The sequence below is a fragment of the Streptomyces sp. NPDC056169 genome (genome assembly GCF_042268445.1).
Taxonomy (GTDB): Bacteria; Actinomycetota; Actinomycetes; order Streptomycetales; family Streptomycetaceae; genus Streptomyces.
Map to the genome: position 1 here is coordinate 113391 of NZ_JBHJUO010000003.1, position 20960 is coordinate 134350.

19 protein-coding genes are annotated in these 20960 nt (G+C 72.2%); 10 read left to right on the top strand and 9 right to left on the bottom strand.

The window, feature by feature from the left end:
- The first annotated feature begins 2 nt into the window (after positions 1–2).
- Positions 3–347 carry a hypothetical protein gene (locus ACFC0G_RS05470; protein WP_376397611.1) on the top strand — a complete coding sequence of 115 codons (345 nt, stop codon included), beginning with the start codon at positions 3–5 and terminating at the stop codon, positions 345–347.
- A 6-nt stretch (positions 348–353) separates the two neighbouring features.
- On the opposite strand, the gene ACFC0G_RS05475 is transcribed toward ACFC0G_RS05470, so the two are convergent.
- Entirely contained in the window at positions 354–2213 is a 1860-nt protein-coding gene (locus tag ACFC0G_RS05475; RefSeq protein ID WP_376397614.1) for an NHL domain-containing thioredoxin family protein, read from the bottom strand.
- 113 nt (positions 2214–2326) lie between these two features.
- Here ACFC0G_RS05475 and ACFC0G_RS05480 point away from each other — a divergent pair, with 113 nt between their 5' ends.
- Positions 2327–2818: an LURP-one-related/scramblase family protein gene (locus ACFC0G_RS05480; protein ID WP_376397618.1), complete on the top strand. Its 492-nt coding sequence runs from the start codon at positions 2327–2329 to the stop codon at positions 2816–2818.
- A gap of 7 nt (positions 2819–2825) precedes the next feature.
- Here ACFC0G_RS05480 and ACFC0G_RS05485 read toward each other — a convergent pair whose 3' ends face one another.
- Entirely contained in the window at positions 2826–4130 is a 1305-nt protein-coding gene (locus ACFC0G_RS05485; protein WP_376397621.1) for a trans-sulfuration enzyme family protein, read from the bottom strand.
- A gap of 63 nt (positions 4131–4193) precedes the next feature.
- Here ACFC0G_RS05485 and ACFC0G_RS05490 point away from each other — a divergent pair, with 63 nt between their 5' ends.
- The 3 genes from ACFC0G_RS05490 to ACFC0G_RS05500 all read left to right on the top strand — a co-directional run bounded on the left by ACFC0G_RS05490 (position 4194) and on the right by ACFC0G_RS05500 (position 6814).
- The gene (locus ACFC0G_RS05490; RefSeq protein ID WP_376397624.1) at positions 4194–5684 is read left to right on the top strand and encodes a PLP-dependent aminotransferase family protein; all 1491 of its coding nucleotides are present in this window, start codon (positions 4194–4196) and stop codon (positions 5682–5684) included.
- Positions 5685–5711: 27 nt separating this feature from the next.
- A complete protein-coding gene (locus ACFC0G_RS05495) occupies positions 5712–6320 on the top strand; it encodes a hypothetical protein (protein WP_376397627.1) in 609 nt (202 codons plus the stop codon).
- Positions 6321–6514: 194 nt separating this feature from the next.
- Positions 6515–6814 (top strand): hypothetical protein, encoded by a 300-nt coding sequence (locus ACFC0G_RS05500; RefSeq protein ID WP_376397630.1) that lies wholly within the window; start codon positions 6515–6517, stop codon positions 6812–6814.
- Positions 6815–6838: 24 nt separating this feature from the next.
- Here the strand turns inward: ACFC0G_RS05500 and ACFC0G_RS05505 are convergent, their stop codons facing one another.
- On the bottom strand, positions 6839–7642 hold the full coding sequence (locus ACFC0G_RS05505) for a carbon-nitrogen family hydrolase (RefSeq protein WP_376397633.1): 804 nt from the start codon (positions 7640–7642) through the stop codon (positions 6839–6841).
- 155 nt (positions 7643–7797) lie between these two features.
- Between ACFC0G_RS05505 and ACFC0G_RS05510 the strand changes: the two genes are divergently transcribed.
- Positions 7798–8625, top strand: coding sequence for a maleylpyruvate isomerase family mycothiol-dependent enzyme (locus ACFC0G_RS05510; protein WP_376397637.1), 828 nt, complete (start codon positions 7798–7800; stop codon positions 8623–8625).
- Positions 8626–8712: 87 nt separating this feature from the next.
- Here ACFC0G_RS05510 and ACFC0G_RS05515 read toward each other — a convergent pair whose 3' ends face one another.
- The 5 genes from ACFC0G_RS05515 to pdhA form a co-directional block, all read right to left on the bottom strand.
- Entirely contained in the window at positions 8713–10059 is a 1347-nt protein-coding gene (locus ACFC0G_RS05515; protein WP_376397640.1) for a nitrate/nitrite transporter, read from the bottom strand.
- A complete protein-coding gene (locus tag ACFC0G_RS05520) occupies positions 10056–10697 on the bottom strand; it encodes a GntR family transcriptional regulator (RefSeq protein WP_376397643.1) in 642 nt (213 codons plus the stop codon). The genes ACFC0G_RS05515 and ACFC0G_RS05520 overlap by 4 nt, the downstream gene beginning before the upstream one ends.
- Positions 10698–10932: 235 nt before the next feature.
- Complete coding sequence (locus ACFC0G_RS05525) at positions 10933–12360, bottom strand: dihydrolipoamide acetyltransferase family protein (RefSeq protein WP_376398433.1); 1428 nt, start codon at positions 12358–12360, stop codon at positions 10933–10935.
- Between the two features lie 31 nt (positions 12361–12391).
- A complete protein-coding gene (locus ACFC0G_RS05530) occupies positions 12392–13372 on the bottom strand; it encodes an alpha-ketoacid dehydrogenase subunit beta (RefSeq protein ID WP_376397646.1) in 981 nt (326 codons plus the stop codon).
- Positions 13373–13374: 2 nt separating this feature from the next.
- On the bottom strand, positions 13375–14568 hold the full coding sequence (gene pdhA, locus ACFC0G_RS05535; protein WP_376397649.1) for a pyruvate dehydrogenase (acetyl-transferring) E1 component subunit alpha: 1194 nt from the start codon (positions 14566–14568) through the stop codon (positions 13375–13377).
- Between the two features lie 341 nt (positions 14569–14909).
- On the opposite strand from pdhA, the gene ACFC0G_RS05540 reads away from it, so the two are divergent.
- The 3 genes from ACFC0G_RS05540 to ACFC0G_RS05550 all read left to right on the top strand — a co-directional run bounded on the left by ACFC0G_RS05540 (position 14910) and on the right by ACFC0G_RS05550 (position 17246).
- Positions 14910–15569 (top strand): response regulator, encoded by a 660-nt coding sequence (locus ACFC0G_RS05540; protein WP_376397652.1) that lies wholly within the window; start codon positions 14910–14912, stop codon positions 15567–15569.
- 144 nt (positions 15570–15713) lie between these two features.
- Entirely contained in the window at positions 15714–16214 is a 501-nt protein-coding gene (locus tag ACFC0G_RS05545) for a pyridoxamine 5'-phosphate oxidase family protein (RefSeq protein ID WP_376397655.1), read from the top strand.
- Positions 16215–16229: 15 nt separating this feature from the next.
- Positions 16230–17246, top strand: a complete 1017-nt coding sequence (locus tag ACFC0G_RS05550; RefSeq protein ID WP_376397658.1) for a phosphotransferase — start codon at positions 16230–16232, stop codon at positions 17244–17246.
- A 47-nt stretch (positions 17247–17293) separates the two neighbouring features.
- On the opposite strand, the gene ACFC0G_RS05555 is transcribed toward ACFC0G_RS05550, so the two are convergent.
- Complete coding sequence (locus ACFC0G_RS05555) at positions 17294–18937, bottom strand: protein kinase (protein WP_376397661.1); 1644 nt, start codon at positions 18935–18937, stop codon at positions 17294–17296.
- 279 nt (positions 18938–19216) lie between these two features.
- On the opposite strand from ACFC0G_RS05555, the gene ACFC0G_RS05560 reads away from it, so the two are divergent.
- Positions 19217–20887 carry a protein kinase gene (locus ACFC0G_RS05560; protein WP_376397664.1) on the top strand — a complete coding sequence of 557 codons (1671 nt, stop codon included), beginning with the start codon at positions 19217–19219 and terminating at the stop codon, positions 20885–20887.
- Positions 20888–20960: the final 73 nt, after the last annotated feature.

The window sequence follows — 20960 nt, forward strand, 5'->3', positions numbered from 1 at the left end:
TCATGCACCGTCACGAGGGCCCGTCCCGGGGGAAGTTCACCGCCGGTCTCACCGCCGCCGTCACGCTCGCCGTGACGGCGGCGGCCGTCGTCGTCGCCCAGTACGACGACCGGCCGCCGTGGGGCACGGACATCGCCTACGAGGGCGGTTTCGTCCTGGCCTCCCGCATCCGCGGGTACGACACCGACGGCTCGCGCACGAAGGCGCTGCTCGCCGGGGAGTGCGCGCTGATGGAGCGGCAGGGGATGGGCGGCGACCGGGCCGTCCACGACCCGGCGGCCTGGGTCGCCGGGTGCCTGGACGGGGCCGCGGGGCGCCCGTCCAGGAACCAGGGCCTGGTCCGCTGAGTCCCGTCAGCCGTCCATGCCCGCGAGGATCAGCGGCAGCCGGGCGATGCCCGTCTCCGTGACCTTCAGCGGGACGCCCCAGTCCTGCTGGTGGACGTGGCAGGCCGGGTACTCGTTGTCCGGGTCGTCGTCGCAGGACGCCGCCATCGCGGAGACATGCAGGACGCCCTCCGTGAGCTCCGGGTTCAGGTCGAGCTCCCGGAAGAGGTCCGTGCCCGTGCCCTCGCCGCCCAGCAGCAGCTCCGGCGGGGTCGAGGAGACCAGGAGCCGGGTCGACGGGCCGTAGCGGTCGTCGAGCTTCTGGCCCGTCGGGGCCTGGAAGACGACGTCGAGGCGGAGGCGGCCGGGGGCGACCTCGGTGGCCTCGCGCTTGGTGCGGTGGGCGACCGACTCGACCCGCACGGCCTCCTCGGGCAGCCGCAGCCGCGTCAGCCGGTGGCGGGCGGACTCGACGACCACGATGTCGCCGTCGACGAGCACGGCGTCGCTCGGCTCGCGCAGATCGGTGGCGAGCGTCGTCACCTCGCCCGTCGCCGGGTCGAAGCGGCGCAGGGCGTGGTTGTACGTGTCGCTGATCGCGACCGAGCCGTCGGGGAGGGCCGTCACGCCCAGCGGGTGCTGGAACAGGGCCTGGTCGGCGGCGCCGTCGCGGTGTCCGAAGTCGAAGAGTCCGGTGCCGACGGCGGTACGCACGACGTACCCGTCACCGTCACCGTCCTCCCCGTTCTTCTCGTTCTTCTCGTTCTTCTCGTTCTTCTCGATCCAGCGCACGGAGCTGGTCTCGGAGTCGGCGATCCACAGCCGGTCCTCGGTGGCGGCGAGCCCGGACGGCTGCGCGAACCAGGCCTCGGCGGCGGGCCCGTCGACGAGGCCCTCGTTCGTCGTCCCGGCCGCGACCTCGACGGTCCCGCTCTCGGGGTCGTACGTCCACAGCTGGTGGACGCCGGCCATGGCGATCCACACCTTGCCCTGCCACCAGGCGACGTCCCACGGCGAGGACAGGTCGACCTCCAGGGCGGGCCCGGAGGTGGGCGAGCCCTGCCACCACTGCTTGCCGGTGCCGGCGACGCGCTCGATCGCACCGCTCTCCGGGTCGAACACGCGCAGGGCGTGATGGACGGTGTCGGCGACGACGACCCTGCCGTCGGGCAGCGCCGCGATGCCCTGCGGCTCGCGGAACTCGCCGTCCCCGATCCGCCGCACGACGGTCTCGCCGTCCGCGCTCAGCTCGACGAGCTGGTGCCGGGTGGTGTCGGAGACGAGGAAGTTCCCGGACGGCAGCAGGATCGCCTTGCCGGGGAACCGCAGATCGGTGGCCACCGGCTCCGGCGCCACGTACGGCCCGTCCCCGCGCCGCAGCGTCCCCTTGGCCCCGTGCTCGGCCTCCAGCTCCTCGACGAGCGTCCGGAGGGCGTTGGCGTGCCCCTCACCGGCGTGCTGGGCGACGACGTACCCCTCGGGGTCGATCACGACGAGCGTGGGCCAGGCCCGGACGGCGTACTGCTTCCAGGTGGCGAGCTCCGGGTCGTCGAGCACGGGGTGGTGCACCTCGTACCGCTCGACGGCGTCGACGACGGCCTGGTGCTCGGCCTCGTGCACGAACTTCGGCGAGTGCACGCCGACGATCACGAGCGTGTCGCGGTGCTTCTCCTCCAGCTCGCGCAGCTCGTCGAGGACGTGCAGGCAGTTCACGCAGCAGAAGGTCCAGAAATCGAGAAGAACGATCTTTCCTCGCAGGTCGGCGAGGGTCAGTTCGTCTCCGCCCGTGTTCAGCCAGCCGCCCTTGCCGATCAGCTCGGGGGCACGGACACGGGCACGTCGGCGGGGCTCGGGCGCGGGGGTGGGCGCCGGGGCGGCATCGTTCATCCTTCAAGCTTGCCATCCGCCGATGAACACCGGATCACACCCGTACGACCCCGCTCCTTCTCGGCGTGAGCCGCGTCGCGTAAGAGGACTCGCCACGGGGCAGGCATATCCGCGTGAAATATCTCGTACGGGACAAGATCTTCGCGATCGGCGACGACTACTGGATCGAGGACGAGCAGGGCCGCCACGCCTTCCTCGTCGACGGCAAGGCCATGCGGCTGCGCGACACCCTGGAGCTGAAGGACCCCGACGGGCAGGTCCTGATCACCCTGCGCCAGAAGATGTTCAGCCTGCGGGACGCGATGACGATCGAGCGGGACGAGCGCCCCCTCGCGAGCATCCGCCGCAAACGGCTCTCGCTCCTGCGCAACCACTACCGGGTGACGCTCGTCGAGGGCACCGAACTGGACGTCAGCGGGAAGATCCTGGACCGGGAGTTCACCGTCGAGTACGACGGCGAACTCCTGGCCCACATCTCCCGGCAGTGGTTCCGCGTCCGCGAGACGTACGCCGTGAACGTGGTCCGCGAGGACGCGGACGCGGCGCTGCTCGTCGCCGTGGCCGTGTGCGTGATCCGGATGGCCGAGCGGGAGCGCGAGGACTGACCGTCCCTCACACGGCCTTGGCCTGCTCCAGCGCCTGCTCCAGGTCCGTCCACAGGTCCTCGACGTGCTCGATGCCGACCGAGATCCTGACCGTGCCCGGGCCGATGCCCGCCGCCGCCAGGGCCTCGGCGTCGAGCTGGTGGTGCGAGGTGGAGGCCGGGTGCATCACCAGCGTCTTCACATCGCCCAGGGAGACGCTCAGCGACGCCACCCGTACCGCCTCGACGAAGGTACGGCCCGCCTCCCGGCCGCCCGCGAGGTCGACCGAGATCACGCCGCCGCCCCCGTCCGGCAGCAGCCGCTCGGCGATCTCGCGGTCCGGGTGGCTCGCGAGCGCGGGGTGGCGGACGGCCGCGACCGCCGGGTGCGCCTCCAGCCGGGCGCCGAGCTCGGCGGCGTTCGCGCACTGGCGCGCGATGCGCAGCGACAGGGTCTGCATGCCGCGCAGGGTGAGCCAGGCGGCGAACGGGTCGGTGGACGCGCCCTGTTCGACGGTGTGCCGGCGGACGTCGCGGTGGAGGTCGGGGTCCTTGAAGACGGCCATGCCGCCGAGGACGTCCGCGTGGCCCGCGAGGTACTTGGTGGCGGAGTGGACGACGATGTCGGCGCCGTGGTGGAGGGGCCGGCAGAGCAGCGGGGAGGCGAAGGTGTTGTCGACGACGACCGGGATCCCGGCCTCGCCGGCGACGGCGGCGAGCGCGGGCAGGTCGGAGACGCGGGTCGTCGGGTTGGCGATGGTCTCCAGGTAGAGGAGGCGCGTCTCGGGGCGCAGGGCCGCCCGCACCTCCTCCGGGTCCGTGCCGGAGACGTAGGTGACGTCGACGCCCCAGCGCGTGGCGAGGTCGGTGAGGACCGCGTACGTACCGCCGTACAGGCAGGTCTGGGCGACGACGTGGCCTCCGCTGCCGAGCAGGGCGTGGAGGACGCCGTTGACCGCGCCCATGCCCGAGGCGAAGGAGAGGCCGGCGGCGCCGCCTTCGAGGCGGGCCACGGCGTTCTCCAGGGTGCGGACCGTGGGGTTGCCGTGGCGGCTGTACATGAACGCGTCGGGGGAGGTGAAGGCCTCGGCGAGGGCGTCGGCCGAGTCGAACGCGAAGACGTGGCCCTGGTGGAGGGGGACACCGAGCGGCCGGCTGCCGGTGATCTCGACGTGGGGCGGGTGGACGGCGAGGGTCTCGGGGCGGGCCGTGTCGGGGAGGGGGGACACCGCGGAGGCCGCTGCGGAGGCCGCTGCGGGGGAGGCGGCGGAGGAGACCGCGGGGGAGGCTGCGGGGGCGGCGGCGGGGGAGGCTGCGGAGTCGGCGTGGCTCATGCGCCCAGTCTGTGGACAGGCCGTTTGCCTTCCCAGGTCCAATCCCGGCAGATTGGTTCGTCGATGGAGCCGATCACCCTCACCCCGCACACGATCGACGCGCTGGTCGCCCGCCTGGGCCGCTGGTCCGCCGGGCGCGGCCCGCTCTACCTGCTGCTCGCCGCCCGGCTGCGCCGGCTGATCGACGAGGGGGCGCTGCCGCCCGGCGCCAAGCTGCCGCCGGACCGGCGGCTCGCGACGGCCCTCGCCGTGGGCCGTACGACGGTGGTCGCCGCGTACGACACCCTCCGGCAGGAGGGGCGGCTCGTACGGCGGCAGGGCAGCGGCACCCGGGTCGCCCGGCCCGCGCTCGCCCCCGAGACGCCGCGGGTCACCGAGACGTCGAACCCGCTCTTCCTGCACCTCCTGGAAGCGCCCGACGACGTGATCCTGCTGAGCTGCGCCGCACCCTCGCAGCCGCCGCCCGAGCTGGCGGAGGCGTACCGCTCCCTCGTCCTGCCCGACGGGGACCTCGGCTACCACCCGGCCGGGCTCGGGGCGCTGCGGGCGGCGGTCGCCGCCCGGTACACGGCACGGGGCGTGCCGACCGGGCCGGAGCGGATCCTCGTCACCACCGGCGCCCAGCAGGGGCTTTCGCTGCTGACCCGGCTGCTGCTCGCGCCCGGCGACGGGGTGCTCGTGGAGGCGCCGACGTATCCGGGGGCGCTCGACCTCTTCCGCGAGGCGGCGGCCGTACCGCTGCCGGTGGCGGTGGGCCCCGACGGGGTGGACGTGGCGGAGGCGGTACGGGTGATGGAACGTCACCGTCCCGCCCTCGCCTATGTCGTGGCCCGCTTCCAGAACCCGACGGGGACGGTCCTCCCACCGCTCGCGGGGCGGCGGCTCGTCGAGGCGGCGAACGCGCTGGGCGTGCCGCTCGTCGACGACGAGGTCCTCGCCGACCTGGCCTTCACGCCCGCCCTCGGGGAGTCCTCCCTCGGAGAGCCCGCTCTCGGAGAGTCCTCGCTCTCCTCCTACGGCGACGTGATCGCGGTCGGCTCGCTGAGCAAGGTCGTGTGGGGCGGGCTGCGGATCGGCTGGGTGCGGGGCCCGGCGCCGCTGATCGCCCGCCTCGCCCGGCTCAAGGCTCTCCACGACCTGGGCAGCGACCTCCCCTCCCAACTGGCCGCGACCCGCCTCCTCGCCGACTTCGCCCCCGTCCTGACGGCCCGTACGGCGGCGGTCCGCGCGGGCCACGACCACCTCAGGGCCGCGCTCGCCCGACTGCTGCCCACCTGGTCCTGCGCGCCGACGACCGGCGGCCAGACCCTGTGGGTACGGCTGCCGTACGGCGACGGCGTCTCCTTCGCCCAACTCGCCCTCCGCCACGGGGTGGCCGTCCTGCCGGGCGCCACGACCGACGCCCTCGGCGGCAGCGTCCGCCACCTCCGGCTCCACTTCCTCGCGCCGCCCGAGGTCCTGACGGAGGCGGTGCGGAGACTGGCGGCGGCCTGGGCGGAGTACACCCCGGGCCCGGCACCGGAGCGCGCGTCGCTCCATGCGATCGTCGTCTGACGACCGGATCCACCTCAGGGGGGCGCCATGCACACCGCTGTCACACCGTTCACGCTGCGTCCGTGGCGCGAGGGCAAGGGGTACGAGCGGCGGGCCGGCTGGCGGGGCGCGTCCGCCGAGTTCGGCGAGATCACCGTGGAGGCACCGCTGCGGCAGACCGTGCAGCAGGTCGTGCTGTCGGAGGTGCGGGGCGGGCTGATCCCGCCGGCCTCGTACGAGGCACGGGGCATCCACACCGAGACGATCCGGCTGCCGACCCTGAACCGCGCGACCCTCCGCGTCGGCGACGCCCACGTCTCCATGACCCGCAACCGGCTCGGCGCGACGGCCCGTCAGCGCGCGCTCCAGCTGCGGTACGGCGGCGACCACTACCGGCTGTGGGCGCGGGACCGGCGCTCCTGGGTGCTGGCCCGCGCGGCGGACGCCGAGGACCCGGGGGTCACCGTGTCGGTCCGCGGGGCGGGCCGCGGGAGCCGGCGCCGGCTCGACGTGACGGTGACGGGCCGCGCGGGCGCGGCTGACCTGTCCCTGGCGCTGATCTTCGCGGGGGTGGACCGCGCGGCCCTCACCCGGGGCGGGGCGGTCCGCGCGGGCTTCTCGCGGATCGGCCAGTTGTGGGCGGAGAGCCAGTCCTAGGGAGAGCCGGTCCTGGGGCCGGTCCTAGTGCCGGTCCTAGTGCCGGTCCTGGGGCCGGTCCTGGGGCCGGTCCCAGGGAGCGTCCGCTGCCGAGTGGTCCCGGCGGGCGGGAAGGGGGACGCTGGAGGTAACCGCGTCCGGGTGTCGAGGGTGCGTACCGAACGGAGCGCCTGCCCGGTCGGAAAGGCCGCGTCATGCGCATGTTGCTGAAGGTTCAGATGGACACCCAGACCTCCAACGAGGCCATCAAGCAGGGCACTCTGCAGAAGATCATGGAAGCCTCGATGGAGGAGCTCCGTCCCGAGGCGGCCTACTTCGGCGCCGAGGACGGCTGTCGGACCGCCTACATCTTCTTCGACCTCGCCGACCCGTCCCAGCTGCCGAAGTTCTCGGAGCCCTTCTTCCTCCAGCTCGGCGCCAAGGTCTCCTACCGGCCGGTCATGAACCGCGAGGACCTTGCCAAGGGCCTCGCCGCGCTCATGCCCGGCAGCTGACCTATCGGGCTCGGGTCCGCCCGCTCAGGGCCGGCGGACGCGCGGCGCCGCGAGGCCCAGGACCCGGTCCTTGAGGGCCGGGAACTGCTCGCGGGTCGCCGTCACCTTCTCCGGGTCGAGGACGACCCGCAGGATCTCCTCGTCCGGGCCCGCCTCCGCGAGGACCTCGCCCCACGGGTCGACGACGATCGAATGCCCGGCCTGCTCGACGCCCGCGTGGGTGCCGGCCGTGCCGCAGGCGAGGACGTACGCCTGGTTCTCGACCGCGCGGGCCCGGGCGAGCAGCGTCCAGTGCGCGCGGCGGCGGGCGGGCCAGCCGGCGGGGACGACGAACGCCTGGGCGCCCGCGTCGACGAGGCCGCGGAAGAGCTCGGGGAAGCGCAGGTCGTAGCAGGTGCCGACGCCGAGGGTGAGGTGCGGCAGGTCGACGGTGACCAGGTCCTCCCCCGCCGCCATCAGCACCGCCTCGCCCTTGTCGAAACCGAAGCGGTGGATCTTGCGGTAGGAGGCGGCGAGTTCACCGTCGGGGGAGAGGACGAGCGAGGTGTTGTAGAGCGCGCCGCCCTCCGCCTCGACGAACGAGCCCGCGTGCAGCCAGACCCCGGCGTCCCGCGCGGCCTCCGCCATCGCCCGGTGCGTCGGGCCGTTCAGCGGCTCGGCCTCGGCGGCGAAGGACTCGTACGCGAAGGCCCCCATGGGCCACAGTTCGGGGAGGACGACGAGGTCGGCGTGGCCGGATTCCTCCCGTACGAGACGGGCCACGCGGGCCCGCCGGGCGTCGACCGGTTCGTCCGGGTCTACCGCGATCTGGATCAGCGAGGCGCGCACACTACCACCGTCCTGGCATTCGAGCCGTCAACACCGGCCTACGATCGTCACACGAAAGCACTGCCGGGGTGCCTTCGGGCAGCGTAACTTAGCGTCCGAGCCTCCCACCCAGTCGTGTTTTCAGCCCGCGCACCGAAGAACCGCCGAGGGGTCCCGTGACCGTCCATCCCAGCCTCCAGAACTACGCCGACGCCTGGACCCATTCCATCGAGGCGATAGCCGAGCTGGTGCAGCCCCTTGTGGAGGGCGAGTGGAACCGGCCGACGCCGTGCATCGGCTGGTCGGTGCGGGACATCGTCTCCCATGTCATCGGCATGGAGACGGAGATGCTCGGCGATCCGCGCCCGATCCACTCCCTGCCGCGCGACCTGTACCACGTACGCAGTGACTTCGCCCGCTACACGGAAGTCCAGGTCGATGTGCGGCGGCACCACACCGCGCCGGAGATGACCTCGGAGCTGGAGTACATCCTCATCCGCCGGGCCCGGCAGCTCCGCAACGAGAACCGCTCCCCCGAGCACATGATCCGCGCTCCCCTCGGCGCCGAGCAGTCGCTCGAACTGGCCTACCGGATGCGCGCCTTCGACGTGTGGGTGCACGAGCAGGACCTGCGGGTCGCGCTGGGCACGCCGGGCAACCTGGACTCGGCCGGGGCGCACGTCACGCGGGACGTGCTCCTGGAGGCGCTGCCGAAGGTGGTCGCGAAGGACGCGGGGGCGCCCGCCTCCTCGGCGGTGGTGCTCGACGTGACCGGCCCGGTGGAGTTCCTGCGGACGGTACGGGTCGACGCGGAGGGCCGGGGCTCCATCGACGGGGCGCCCTCGCTGGGCCCTGCGGTGACGCTCGCGACGGACTGGGAGACGTTCGTCCGGCTCGCCTGCGGGCGCGTGCGGCCGGCCGATGTCGCCGACCGGATCAAGACGGAGGGCGACGAGGGCCTGGCGCGGGCGATCCTCGACAACTTCGCGGTGACGCCCCGCTGAACCGCCAGGCCGCCGGTACGTGCCTATGCCGGTAGGTGCCGACGCCGGTAGGTGCCTACGCCAGTACGTGCCTGCGCCGGCATGTTCCTACGCCGGTACGTGCACGGCCTCCACGCGGCTGGCGACGAGCCGCTCCCGCTCCCTGCGGTGGGTACGGGCCTTGAGGCGCAGGATCTGCACGACGCCGAACGCCTCCAGGACGAAGACGGACGAGAACGCGATCCGGTAGTTGCCGCCGGTCGCGTCGAGCAGGATGCCGACGGCGAGCAGCGTCGTCATCGAGGCGACGAACCCCCCCATGTTGACGATCCCCGAGGCCGTGCCCTGACGCTCCGGCGGATTGGCCGGGCGCGCGAAGTCGAAGCCGATCATCGAGGCCGGTCCGCAGGCCCCGAGGACCAGGCAGAGGGTGATCAGCAGCCACATCGGGGCGTGGTCGCCGGGGTACGCGAGGGTGGTGCCCCACAGCAGCGCGGTCGCCGCGACCGTACCGAGGGCGAGCGGGGCGCGGGCCGTGTGGTGGCGGGCGATGATCTGCCCGTACGCGAGGCCGACGACCATGTTGGAGAGCACGACCAGGGTCAGCAGCTCACCGGCGGTGCCCCGGGACAGCCCCTGCGCCTCGACGAGGTACGGCAGCCCCCACAGCAGCAGGAACACCATGGCGGGGAACTGGGTCGTGAAGTGGACCCACATGCCGAGCCGTGTGCCGGGCTCCCGCCACGACTCGGCGATCTGGCGGCGGACGTAGGCGGCGCCCGCGTGCCGGGCGGGCTCGGGCTCGTACCCCTCGGGGTGGTCCTTGAGGAAGAGCAGCAGCAGGACGAGGACGAGGACGCCCGCGAGCGAGCTGCCGACGAAGGTGGTCGTCCAGCCGAGGCCGTGCAGGGCGCGGGCGATGAAGACGGTCGAGACGAGGTTGCCCGCCATGCCGAAGAGGGCGGCGACCTGGCCGATGAGCGGGCCGCGCCGGGCGGGGAACCAGCGGCTGCCGAGCCGCAGGACGCTGATGAAGGTCATGGCGTCGCCGCAGCCGAGGAGCGCGCGGGAGGCGAGCGCCGTGCCGTAGGTGGGCGAGAGCGCGAAGCCCAGCTGGCCGAGGGTGAAGAGCGTGACGCCGATGGCCAGGACCTTCTTGGTGCCGAGCCGGTCGACCATGAGCCCGACGGGTATCTGCATGCCCGCGTAGACGAGCAGCTGGAGGATGGAGAAGGTGGAGAGCGCCGAGGCGTTGACGTCGAAGCGGTCGGCGGCGTCGAGTCCGGCGACGCCCAGGGACGTACGGAAGATGACGGCGACGAAGTAGACGGCGACGCCGACGCCCCAGACGAGGGCGGCGCGGCGGCCGCCGGGCGGGTCGCCGGGGAGGGTGACGGCGGAGCCGTACCCGTTCTGGCTGCCGCGAACCCGCCCCTTCCGCTTGTCGGGGCTCATCGGTCCTCTCCCCGGACCAGGACCTTGACCCAGCTGAGGTGCTGGCGGACGCAGGCGGCGGCGCCCTCGACGTCGCCCGCGCGGATCCGGTCGAGGATCTCGGCGTGCTCGGTGATGTTCTTGGCGATCCGGTCGGGCTGCGACTGCATCACGGCGACGCCCATGCGGAGCTGGCGGTCGCGGAGCTGGTCGTAGAGGCGGGAGAGGATCTGGTTGCCGGCGTGGCGGACGATCTCGGCGTGGAAGCAGCGGTCGGTGACCGCGACCTCCGCGAGGTCCCCGGCCTCCGCGCGCCGCTTCTGCTCCTCCAGGAGCTCTTCGAGCCGCTCGATCAGCACGGCCGACGCGGGAACGGCCCGGCGGACCGCGAACTCCTCGACGAGCAGCCGGGTCTCGACGACGTCGGCGATCTCCTGGGCGGAGACGGCCAGGACGAGGGCGCCCTTCTTCGGGTAGAGCTTGAGCAGCCCTTCCATCTCCAGCTTGAGCAGGGCCTCGCGGACGGGGGTCCGGGACACCCCCACCGCGAGTGCGAGCTCCCCCTCGGTGAGGAGGGTGCCGCCTTCGTAACGACGGTCGAGCACCGCCTGCTTGACGTGCATGTAGACGCGGTCTGCGGCTGGGGGTGCGGATGCCATGCGTACAGCTTAGATACAACAGAGGTGCAACAGGAGCCACCGTCCAGGATGCGGACGGGCGCCTCCGTGGATCCCGACGTCGCAGATCCATGCCGCACAACGAAACATCCGGTGGCGGCAGATGCCACCACCGGATGTCGTCACCGGATGTTTCACGTGAAACGGGCGAACCCGCCTACCGCATCGGGGAGATCGGGCCCAGGCGATAGCCGCTCAGGCCCAGGCGATGAGCCGCTCAGCCCCGGGTGATGAGCCGCTTCGGCTGCTCCAGGATCGCCGCGATGTCCGCGAGGAACTTCGAGCCGAGCTCGCCGTCGACCAGGCGGTGGTCGAAGGAGAGCGCCAGCGTCGTGACCTGACGCGCCTTCACCTTGCCCTTGTGGACCCACGGCTGGAGCTTGATCGCACCGACCGCGAGGATCGCGGCCTCGCCGGGGTTGAGGATCGGCGTACCGGTGTCGACGCCGAAGACGCCGACGTTGGTGATGGTGAAGGTGCCGCCCTGCATGGCCGCCGGGGTGGTCTTGCCCTCGCGGGCGGTGGCGACGAGCTCGCTCAGGGACTTCGAGAGCTCGGGCAGGGTCTGGGCGTGCGCGTCCTTGATGTTCGGCACGATCAGACCGCGCGGGGTGGCCGCGGCAATGCCCAGGTTCACGTACTGCTTGAGCACGATCTCCTGCGCCGCCTCGTCCCAGGCCGCGTTGATGTCCGGGTTCCGCTTCACCGCGACCAGCACGGCCTTGGCGATGAGGAGCAGCGGGTTCACCCGCAGGCCCGCCATGTCCTTGTCGGACTTCAGCTCCTCGACCAGCTTCATCGTCCGCGTGATGTCGAACGTCACGAACTCGGTGACGTGCGGCGCGGTGAAGGCCGAGCCGACCATCGCCGCCGCCGTCGCCTTCCGTACGCCCTTGATGGGGATACGGGTCTCCCGGGCGTCCGACGACACCACGGCCGCCGCGACGGGAGCCGGGGCCTGGGCCTGGGCCTGGGCCTGGGCCGGGGCGGCCACGGGGGCCGGGGCCGCGACGACCGGCGCGGGGGCGGGAGCCGCCGCCGCGTGGACGTCCTCGCGGGTGATGATGCCGTCCGGGCCGGTCGGGGTGACCGTCGCCAGGTCGACGCCGAGGTCCTTGGCGAGCTTCCGGACCGGCGGCTTGGCCAGCGGCCTGGCCGCGGCCGGAGCGTGCCCGTTGAGCTGCTCCGGTACGGAGGCGAGGACCGGGGCGGCCGTCACAGCCGCCGGGGCGGTGCCCGCCGGCGCCTTGCGCGGGCGGCGCTTGGTGGAGCTCGCGGCCACGCCGTAGCCGACGAGGACGGGCTGACGGCCCTTGGGCTCCTCGTCCTCGACCGCCGGGGCGGCCGGGGCCGCCACGACCGGGGCGGCCTCGGCCACCGGAGCGGCCTGCGCCGCCGGCGCCTCGGCCGCGGGGGCGTCTCCGCCGCCGACGTTCACCGAGATGATGACCTGGCCGACGTCGACCGTCGTCCCCTCGGAGAAGCGCAGCTCGTGCACGGTCCCGTCGAAGGGGATCGGCAGCTCGACGGCGGCCTTGGCCGTCTCGACCTCGCACACGACCTGTCCGTCGGTGACCGTGTCACCGACCTGGACGTACCACTTGAGGATCTCGGCCTCGGTGAGGCCCTCGCCCACGTCGGGCATCTTGAATTCGCGGATCGTCACGGTGCTCTCCTCAGTACGCCAGCGAGCGGTCGACGGCGTCGAGCACCCTGTCGAGGCCCGGCAGGTACTCCTCCTCCAGGCGCGCCGGCGGATACGGCGCGTGGTAGCCGCCGACCCGCAGGACGGGGGCCTCCAGGTGGTAGAAGCAGCGCTCCGTGATCCGGGCGGCGATCTCCGCGCCGGAGCCGAAGAACACCGGAGCCTCGTGGACGACGACCAGGCGGCGGGTCTTCTCGACCGAGGTCTGGATCGTGTCGAAATCGATCGGGGAGATCGAGCGGAGGTCCACGACCTCGATCGACTTGCCCTCCTCGGCGGCGGCCTCGGCCACCTCCAGGCAGGTCTTCACCATCGGGCCGTAGGCCACCAGCGTGAGGTCCGTGCCCTCGCGGGCGACCCGCGCCTTGTGCAGCTCGCCGGGGATGGCCTCGGTGTCGACCTCGCCCTTGTCCCAGTAGCGGCGCTTGGGCTCGAAGAAGATGACCGGGTCGTCGCTCTGGATCGCCTGCTGGAGCATCCAGTAGCCGTCGGAGGAGTTCGCCGGGGTGACGACCTTGAGGCCCGCGACGTGCGCGAAGAGCGACTCGGGGGACTCGGAGTGGTGCTCGACGGCGCCGATGCCGCCGCCGTACGGGATGCGGATGACGACCGGCATCTTCACGGTGCCGAGCGAACGCGCCCGGATCTTCGCCAGCTGCGTGACGATCTGGTCGTACGCCGGGAAGACGAAACCGTCGAACTGGATCTCCACGACCGGCCGGTAGCCGCGCAGCGCGAGGCCGATCGCGGTGCCGACGATGCCGGACTCGGCGAGCGGGGTGTCGATGACACGGTCCTCGCCGAAGTCCTTCTGCAGACCTTCGGTGATCCGGAAGACGCCGCCGAGCTTGCCGACGTCCAGGCCCATGATGAGGACCTTGGGGTCGGTCTCCAGGGCCTTGCGCAGCGACTCGTTGAGCGCCTTCGCGAGGGGAAGCTTCTGAACAGCCATGATTACTCGGCCTCTCCGTTCGCGAAGGACGCCTGGTAGGCGGCGAACTCCGCGCGCTCCTCGTCGACGAGCGCGTGCCCGTCCGCGTACACGTTGTCGAAGATCGCCATGTGCTCCGGGACGGGCATGGCGCGCACGACCTCGCGGACCTGCTTGCCGAGGGCCTCGCTCTCCGCCTCCAGCTCCTCGAAGAAGGCCGCGTCGGCGTGGCCCTCGTTCTCCATGTACGTCTTGAGGCGCTGGATCGGGTCCTTCGCCTCCCAGGCCTCGCGCTCCTCGTCCCGGCGGTACTTCGTCGGGTCGTCGGAGGTGGTGTGGGCGGCCATGCGGTAGGTGAACGCCTCGATGAGCGTCGGGCCCTCGCCGCGGCGGGCGCGCTCGAGCGCCCAGCGGGTGACGGCCAGGCACGCGAGGACGTCGTTGCCGTCGACGCGGACGCCGGGGAAGCCGAAGCCGGCGGCACGCTGGTAGAGCGGGACGCGGGTCTGCTTCTCGGTGGGCTCGGAAATCGCCCACTGGTTGTTCTGGCAGAAGAACACGACGGGGGCGTTGTAGACCGCGGAGAACACGAACGACTCGTTCACGTCGCCCTGGCTCGACGCTCCGTCGCCGAAGTACGCGAGCACGGCGGAATCCGCGCCGTCCTTGGCGATGCCCATGGCATAGCCCGTGGCGTGCAAGGTCTGCGAGCCGAGAACGATCGTGTACAGGTGGAAATTGTTGGTGCTGGGGTCCCAGCCGCCGTGGTTCACGCCACGGAACATTCCCAGCAGATTCGTCGGGTCGACCCCGCGCACCCAGGCGACGCCGTGCTCGCGGTAGGTGGGGAAGACGTAGTCGTCGTCCCGGAGAGCGCGGCCGGAGCCGATCTGCGCGGCCTCCTGGCCGAGCAGCGAGGCCCACAGGCCCAGCTCGCCCTGGCGCTGGAGGGACGTGGCCTCGGCATCGAAGCGACGGGTGAGGACCATGTCGCGGTAGAGACCGCGCAGTTCCTCGGCGCTCAGGTCGATGTCGTAGTCGGGGTGCTGGACGCGCTCTCCCTCGGGCGTCAGCAGCTGGACGAGCTCGGGCTCCGTCGCTACCGCCTCGGCGCGCGTGCTCGTCTTCTTGGTGGTGCTCGTGCTCGCGCTTGCGGTGCGCTTGGTGCCGCTGCTGCGTCGCGTCGTCTTGCGCGCTGCAGTGCTCTCCACGGTCACGTGCGTGCTCCTCCGTCGGTCCGGCCTCCGGGTTCGCCGGTAGACCAGTGCGGCTCTCCGCCTTATCCGTACCCTTCGCACGGGGTGGGTGCGATGCGGCCGGGGTCGGGCGTGACAGGTGCCCCGGCGAGAGCCCTGTTCTAGGCACGTTACCCACAGCGCGGCATTCCCGCGAAACCCCACTTGACCTGCGATTTTGCTTGGATTTCCAAGTAAATCGAGAAAAGTGGGAACAGTCGCTGGTCAGCGCGTCGGCAACGGCCAGAGGGGCCGCCGGAACATCCGGCACGTTATCCCGCGCACCCCGGGCGCGGGAAGAGCCAATATGTGAGACTGACCAGGTGCGCGAAGAAGGAAAAATCCGGGTATTTCTGCTGGACGACCACGAAGTCGTCCGGCGCGGCGTCCACGAGCTGCTCTCCGTGGAAGACGACATCGAGGTGGTCGGCGAGGCCGGGACGGCGGCAGACGCGCTGGTCAGGATCCCTGCGACCCGACCCGACGTCGCCGTGCTCGACGTCCGGCTGCCGGACGGCAGCGGTGTGGAGGTGTGCCGTGAGATCCGATCGCAGGACGAGGACATCAAATGCCTGATGCTCACCTCGTACGCCGATGACGAGGCGCTGTTCGACGCGATCATGGCCGGGGCCTCGGGATACGTCCTCAAGGCCATCCGGGGCAACGAACTGCTGAACGCCGTGCGGGACGTGGCGGCCGGCAAGTCGCTGCTCGACCCGGTCGCGACCGCCCGCGTCCTGGAGCGGCTGCGTGACGGCAACAACCCGAAGGGCGACGACAAGCTCGCCAACCTGACCGACCAGGAGCGCAAGATCCTGGACCTGATCGGCGAGGGCCTGACCAACCGGGTCATCGGCGAGCGGCTCCACCTTGCGGAGAAGACCATCAAGAACTACGTCTCCAGCCTGCTGTCGAAGCTGGGCATGGAGCGGCGTTCACAGGCTGCGGCGTACGTGGCCCGGCTCCAGGCCGAGCGCCACTGAGGCCCGCGCGGCCCCGGCGCCTCCCGTGCCTCACCCGTACGGAGCAGCCCGGGGCCGACGGCCAGGATTCGGGACCTACGTCCCCATGAAGGCGGGGCAGGGGCCCCTTTTCCGACACACTGCCGGTGCCGGAGAGTGGAAGCCATGTCCACCGAGGAGATCCGCGCCATCGAGTTGCTCGGCCGAGTGTCGTACGGCCGGGTGGCGACGAGCATGCGGGCGATGCCCTTCGTCGCACCCGCCCGCCACATCGTGACCGACGGACGCGTCCTGATCCGGATGCACCGAGGACTCGGCTACCACCGCGCCTGCAACGGCAGCGTCGTCGCGTACGGCGCGGACAACTTCAACACCGGAGCCCAGAAGATCTGGTCCGTGCAGTTCACGGGCACGGCGGAGATCGTGGAGCCGACCGAGGAGCAGCTCGCGGCCTTCGGGCCCGAGCCCCGGGCCGTGGACGACGAGCCCTTCGACCCGGTCTACCTGCGGATCGAACCGCAGTTCGTGACCGTGCACGAGCTCGACTACACGGACGGCCGGCCCGCCGGGTCCTCCGGCCGCCCCGTCGAGCTGCACTCCACGGACCACTCCACGGAGCGCCCCCTGGACCACTCGTTGGAGCGACACCTCCACCACGTAGCGTGATCTAACATCTGCGGAGTGCCGCGCTCATCTGCAACCCTCGCTCCGCCCGTCGGCGTCCTCCTTCGCCGCTACGCGGCCGCGGGCGAGCCGCTCTCCTGCGAACCCGTGGCCCAGGGCCTCCTGAACCGCGGCTACCGCCTCTCCACCACGCGCGGCCGCTACTTCCTCAAGCAGCACCTGGACGCCCCCACCGCCGACCGCGCCACCATCGTCCGGCAGCACCGCGCCACCCAGCGCCTGCACGCCCTGGGCCTGCCCGTGGCCCCGCCGCTCGCCGACAGCCGGGGCCGTACGGTCGCGGTCGTCGACGGCCTCTGCTACGCCCTGCACCCGTGGATCGACGGCCGGCACCGCGACGGCACTCAGCTCTCCACCGGCGGCTCCCGCCGCCTCGGCGCCCTCCTGGGACACGTCCACACCTGTCTGGAGCGGGTCATGGAGTCCCCGCCGCCGGGCGGCGAGCACGAGAGCGCCCGTCCCGAGGACACCTTCCACGCCATCGAGGAGCTGATCCGCCTCGCCCGCGCGCACCGGCCCCACGACAGCTTCGACGCGCTCGCCGAGCACCGGCTGCGGGAGCGCCGCCGGCTGCTCGCCCAGCACGCCCACCACCGGCCGCCGCCGGCCGCCGCGTCCGGCTGGGTGCACGGCGACTTCCACCCGCTGAACCTGCTCTACCGGGGCGCCGAGCCCGCCGCGATCGTCGACTGGGACCGCCTCGGGGTCCGCCCGCGGGCCGAGGAGGCGGTCAGGGCGGCCGCCATCTTCTTCGTACGGCCCGGGGGCGAGCTGGCCCTGGAGAAGGTGCGGGCGTACGCGCGGGCGTACCGGCGGGCGACGGGCGCCGACGGTGCCGAGCTGGCCGCGGCGGCGCACCGGGTGTGGTGGGAGCGGCTCAACGACTTCTGGACCCTGCGCTGGCGCTACCAGCTGCACGACCGAAGGGCCGACCCGCAGTTTCCCGCGGTGTCGGCCCTGGCGGTCTGGTGGACCCGTGAGTACGACGCCGTGCGTGACGCCTTCGCCGGCTGAGCGGGCGGAAGGCGCCGTGCACCCCACGGGACACGGCGACCGGCGGGTCAGCCGGCCGTGGTGGCGCCGCCCGTCGGCGGGTTGTCCGGGTTGCCGCCGTCGTCGGTGGGATCACCGGTCGGGTCGACCGGCGGCTCCGTGGTGCCCGTCGGATCCGTCGTCGGCTCGGTCGCCGGGTCCGTCGTCGGAGGCTCGGTCGTCGGAAGCTCCGTCGTCGGGTCCGTCGTCGGAGGCTCGGTCGTCGGAGGCTGTGTGGTCGGCGGCTGCGTGGCCGGCGGCTGCGTCCACGGCGGCTGCGTGGCGCCGCCCCCGGTCGACGTGTCCGGGTCCTGCGTCTGCTCGTCCTCGGTGGAGGGCTCGTCCGAGGGGGTGGGCTCCTCGGAAGCGGTCGACGGCGAGTTGGAGATCGACGACTTCGTCGGCGTGGGCGTCCCCGCCTCGCCGTCCTTCGCCTTGTCTATGGCGTACACGACACCCGCGACGACCGCGATCAGCGCGAGCGCGATGAAGAGGGCCAGCTTGCCGCGGCCGCCCCGGCCGCCGCCGTTCGAGCCGTACGCCCCGTCCTGGCCGTAGCCGCCGGTGCCGCCCGTGCCGCCGTCGTAGCCGCCGTACCCGCCGACGCCCCCGTCGTCCGGGTTCATCTGCGGAAGGATCCGGCCCTGCGCGGTCTCGCCGTGCGTCGGGTGACCCATCGCGGTCGTCGCGGCCATCCCGCCGACGGGCGTGTGCCCGCCGTCGTGCATGTCGACGGGACCGGTGTTCCACGTGCCGACGTGGCCGCCCTGCTGCTGGAGCATCTGCAGGCTGTACTGGATGAGCCCGCGCATCTCCTCGGCGCTCTGGAACCGGTCGTCCGGGTCCTTCGCGAGGGAGCGCATCACCAGGCCGTCGAGCTCCGGCGGCACGCTCGGCGTCACCTCGGACGGCGGGACCGGCGCGTCCTGCACGTGCTGGTACACGACGGAGAGCGGCGTCTCACCCGTGAAGGGGGGCCGCAGCGCGAGCAGTTCGTAGAGCAGGCAGCCCGTCGCGTACAGGTCGGAGCGGTGGTCGACGGCCTTGCCGAGCGCCTGCTCCGGGGAGAGGTACTGCGGGGTGCCCATGACCATGCCGGTCTGCGTCATCGTCGACTGCGCGCCGTGCAGGGCACGGGCGATGCCGAAGTCCATGACCTTCACCGCACCGCTGTGCGTGATGATCACGTTCGCCGGCTTGATGTCGCGGTGCACGATGCCGTGCTGGTGCGAGTACGCCAGCGCCTCCAGGACGCCGGAGACGATGATGAGCGCCTGCTCGGGGCCTGGTGCGTCGGCGCTGATCAGCAGGTCACGGATGGTGCGGCCCTCGACCAGCTCCATCACGATGTACGGCACGGGCCGGCCGCCCACGAGGTCCTCGCCTGAGTCGTACACGGCGACGATGGCGTGGTGGTTGAGCCCGGCGACCGACTGCGCCTCACGGGTGAAGCGCGCCTTGGAGACCGGATCCTCGGCGAGATCGGCGCGGAGGAGCTTCACCGCCACCGTGCGCCCGAGGCGCACGTCCTCGGCGGCGAACACCTCGGCCATGCCGCCGCGGCCCAGACGGTGCGTCAGCCGGTAGCGTCCGTCGCCGACGACACCACCGACGCCCCACGATTCCGCTGCCGCGTCCGGCACACCGCCACCTGCTCCGGATTCGGGTGCCATCAGTCCTCGCCGTCGTCTGTCGTGCCGTGTCCAGTCGTCACGCTACAGGCTCCGTACGACATCACGGTCCGCGGTTGACCGGCCATCCAACCCCGTCCACGTACACCTGTGCAAATTCGACGGGTTTCCCCGGACACTTCCGGAACGCTTCGCCGAGGCGACCTGTGCAGAGGGTCACGGAACGGGCACGCGGCTTGACGTGTCGGTGCCCTGGGGCAGACTTGGCCAGGAAAATTCCGGAATTCGACGCCGCCACGCGCGCGTATGGGGGAAGCACAGATGAGCCAGGACGGCGCACAGGGCCGCTATGCGGGCGGTTCGGTAGCGGGCGGCCGGTACCAGCTGCGCGACCTCCTCGGCGAGGGCGGCATGGCGTCGGTGTACCTGGCCTACGACAGCGCCCTCGACCGGCAGGTGGCGATCAAGACCCTGCACACGGAGCTCGGCCGGGAAGCGTCGTTCCGCGAGCGGTTCCGGCGCGAGGCCCAGGCCGTCGCAAAGCTGTCGCACACGAACATCGTCTCGGTCTTCGACACCGGCGAGGACACCCTCGACGGCGCCGTCATGCCGTACATCGTCATGGAGTACGTGGAGGGGCAGCCGCTCGGCTCGGTCCTCGCCTCGGACGTGCGGCAGTACGGCGCGATGCCCGCCGACAAGGCGCTCAAGGTCACGGCCGACGTGCTGGCCGCCCTGGAGGTCAGCCACGAGATGGGCCTGGTCCACCGGGACATCAAGCCGGGCAACGTGATGACGACCAAGCGCGGCGTGGTCAAGGTCATGGACTTCGGCATCGCGCGGGCCATGCAGTCCGGGGTCACGTCGATGACCCAGACCGGCATGGTCGTCGGCACCCCTCAGTACCTCTCCCCCGAGCAGGCCCTCGGCCGCGCGGTGGACGCCCGCTCCGACCTCTATTCGGTCGGCATCATGCTCTTCCAGCTGCTGACGGGCCGCCTCCCCTTCGACGCCGACTCGCCGCTGGCCATCGCGTACGCGCACGTACAGGAGGAGCCGGTCGCCCCGTCCACCGTCAACCGCGCGGTGACGCCGGCGATGGACGCGCTCGTCGCCCGGGCGCTGCGGAAGAACCCGAACGAGCGGTTCCCGAGCGCCGCGGCCATGCGCGACGAGTGCCTGCGGGTGCTCTCGGCCGGTCAGACCGGTGCCCCGATGATCGTCCAGGGCGGTCCCGTCAGCAGTGGCTCGGGCGTCGGCTCGGCGGTCTTCCCGCCGATCGGCCAGACCCCGCCGTCGGCCCCGCAGCCCGGCCCGCACGGCGTGCAGCAGCCGTACCTCCCGCCGACGCCGCAGCCCGGACCGTACGGCCCGGCGACCCCGGCGCCCGGCCCCTCCTACGGGTATCCGCAGCAGGCCCCGACGCCCGCGCCGGTCTACCAGACCGCGCCGACCCCCTCGCCGTACGCCCCGGGCCCGATGCACACGCCGGCTCCCGTGCCCGCTCCCGCCCACGTCCCGACGGGCGGCGGCTCCCGCCGGAACACCCCCGTGCTCGTCGGCGCCGTCCTCGTCGCGCTCCTCGCGATCGGCGGCCTGGTCTTCGTGCTCAACCAGAAGGACGACCCGGGCACGAACGCGGGCGGCACGGGCGGCGGCACCGGCGGCACGGAGCAGACCGAGACGGCGAAGCCCGGGCACAAGGGCCCGGACCTGACCAAGGCAATCGACGTCAAGAAGTGCACCCAGCCCTCGGAGTCGAGCGACGACCCCGCCAAGTTCGAGGTCCCGAACTTCACGTACAAGAACATCGTGTCGGTGAAGGCCTGCATCCAGGCGGCCGGGTGGAAGATCACGACCCAGCGCCCGGTCGACGAGGCGACCTACGGCGAAGGAACGGTCCTGGAGCAGTACCCGCCGGCGGGCGAGGACATCACCGACGAGGACGCCGAGTTCACCCTCAACATCTCCACGGGCAACCCGCCGCAGTAGTACGGACGGCTGGTGGGCACGGCCGCACGGCCGTGCCCCCACCCCCACCCCCACCGACCCCGTCCCGGATGCC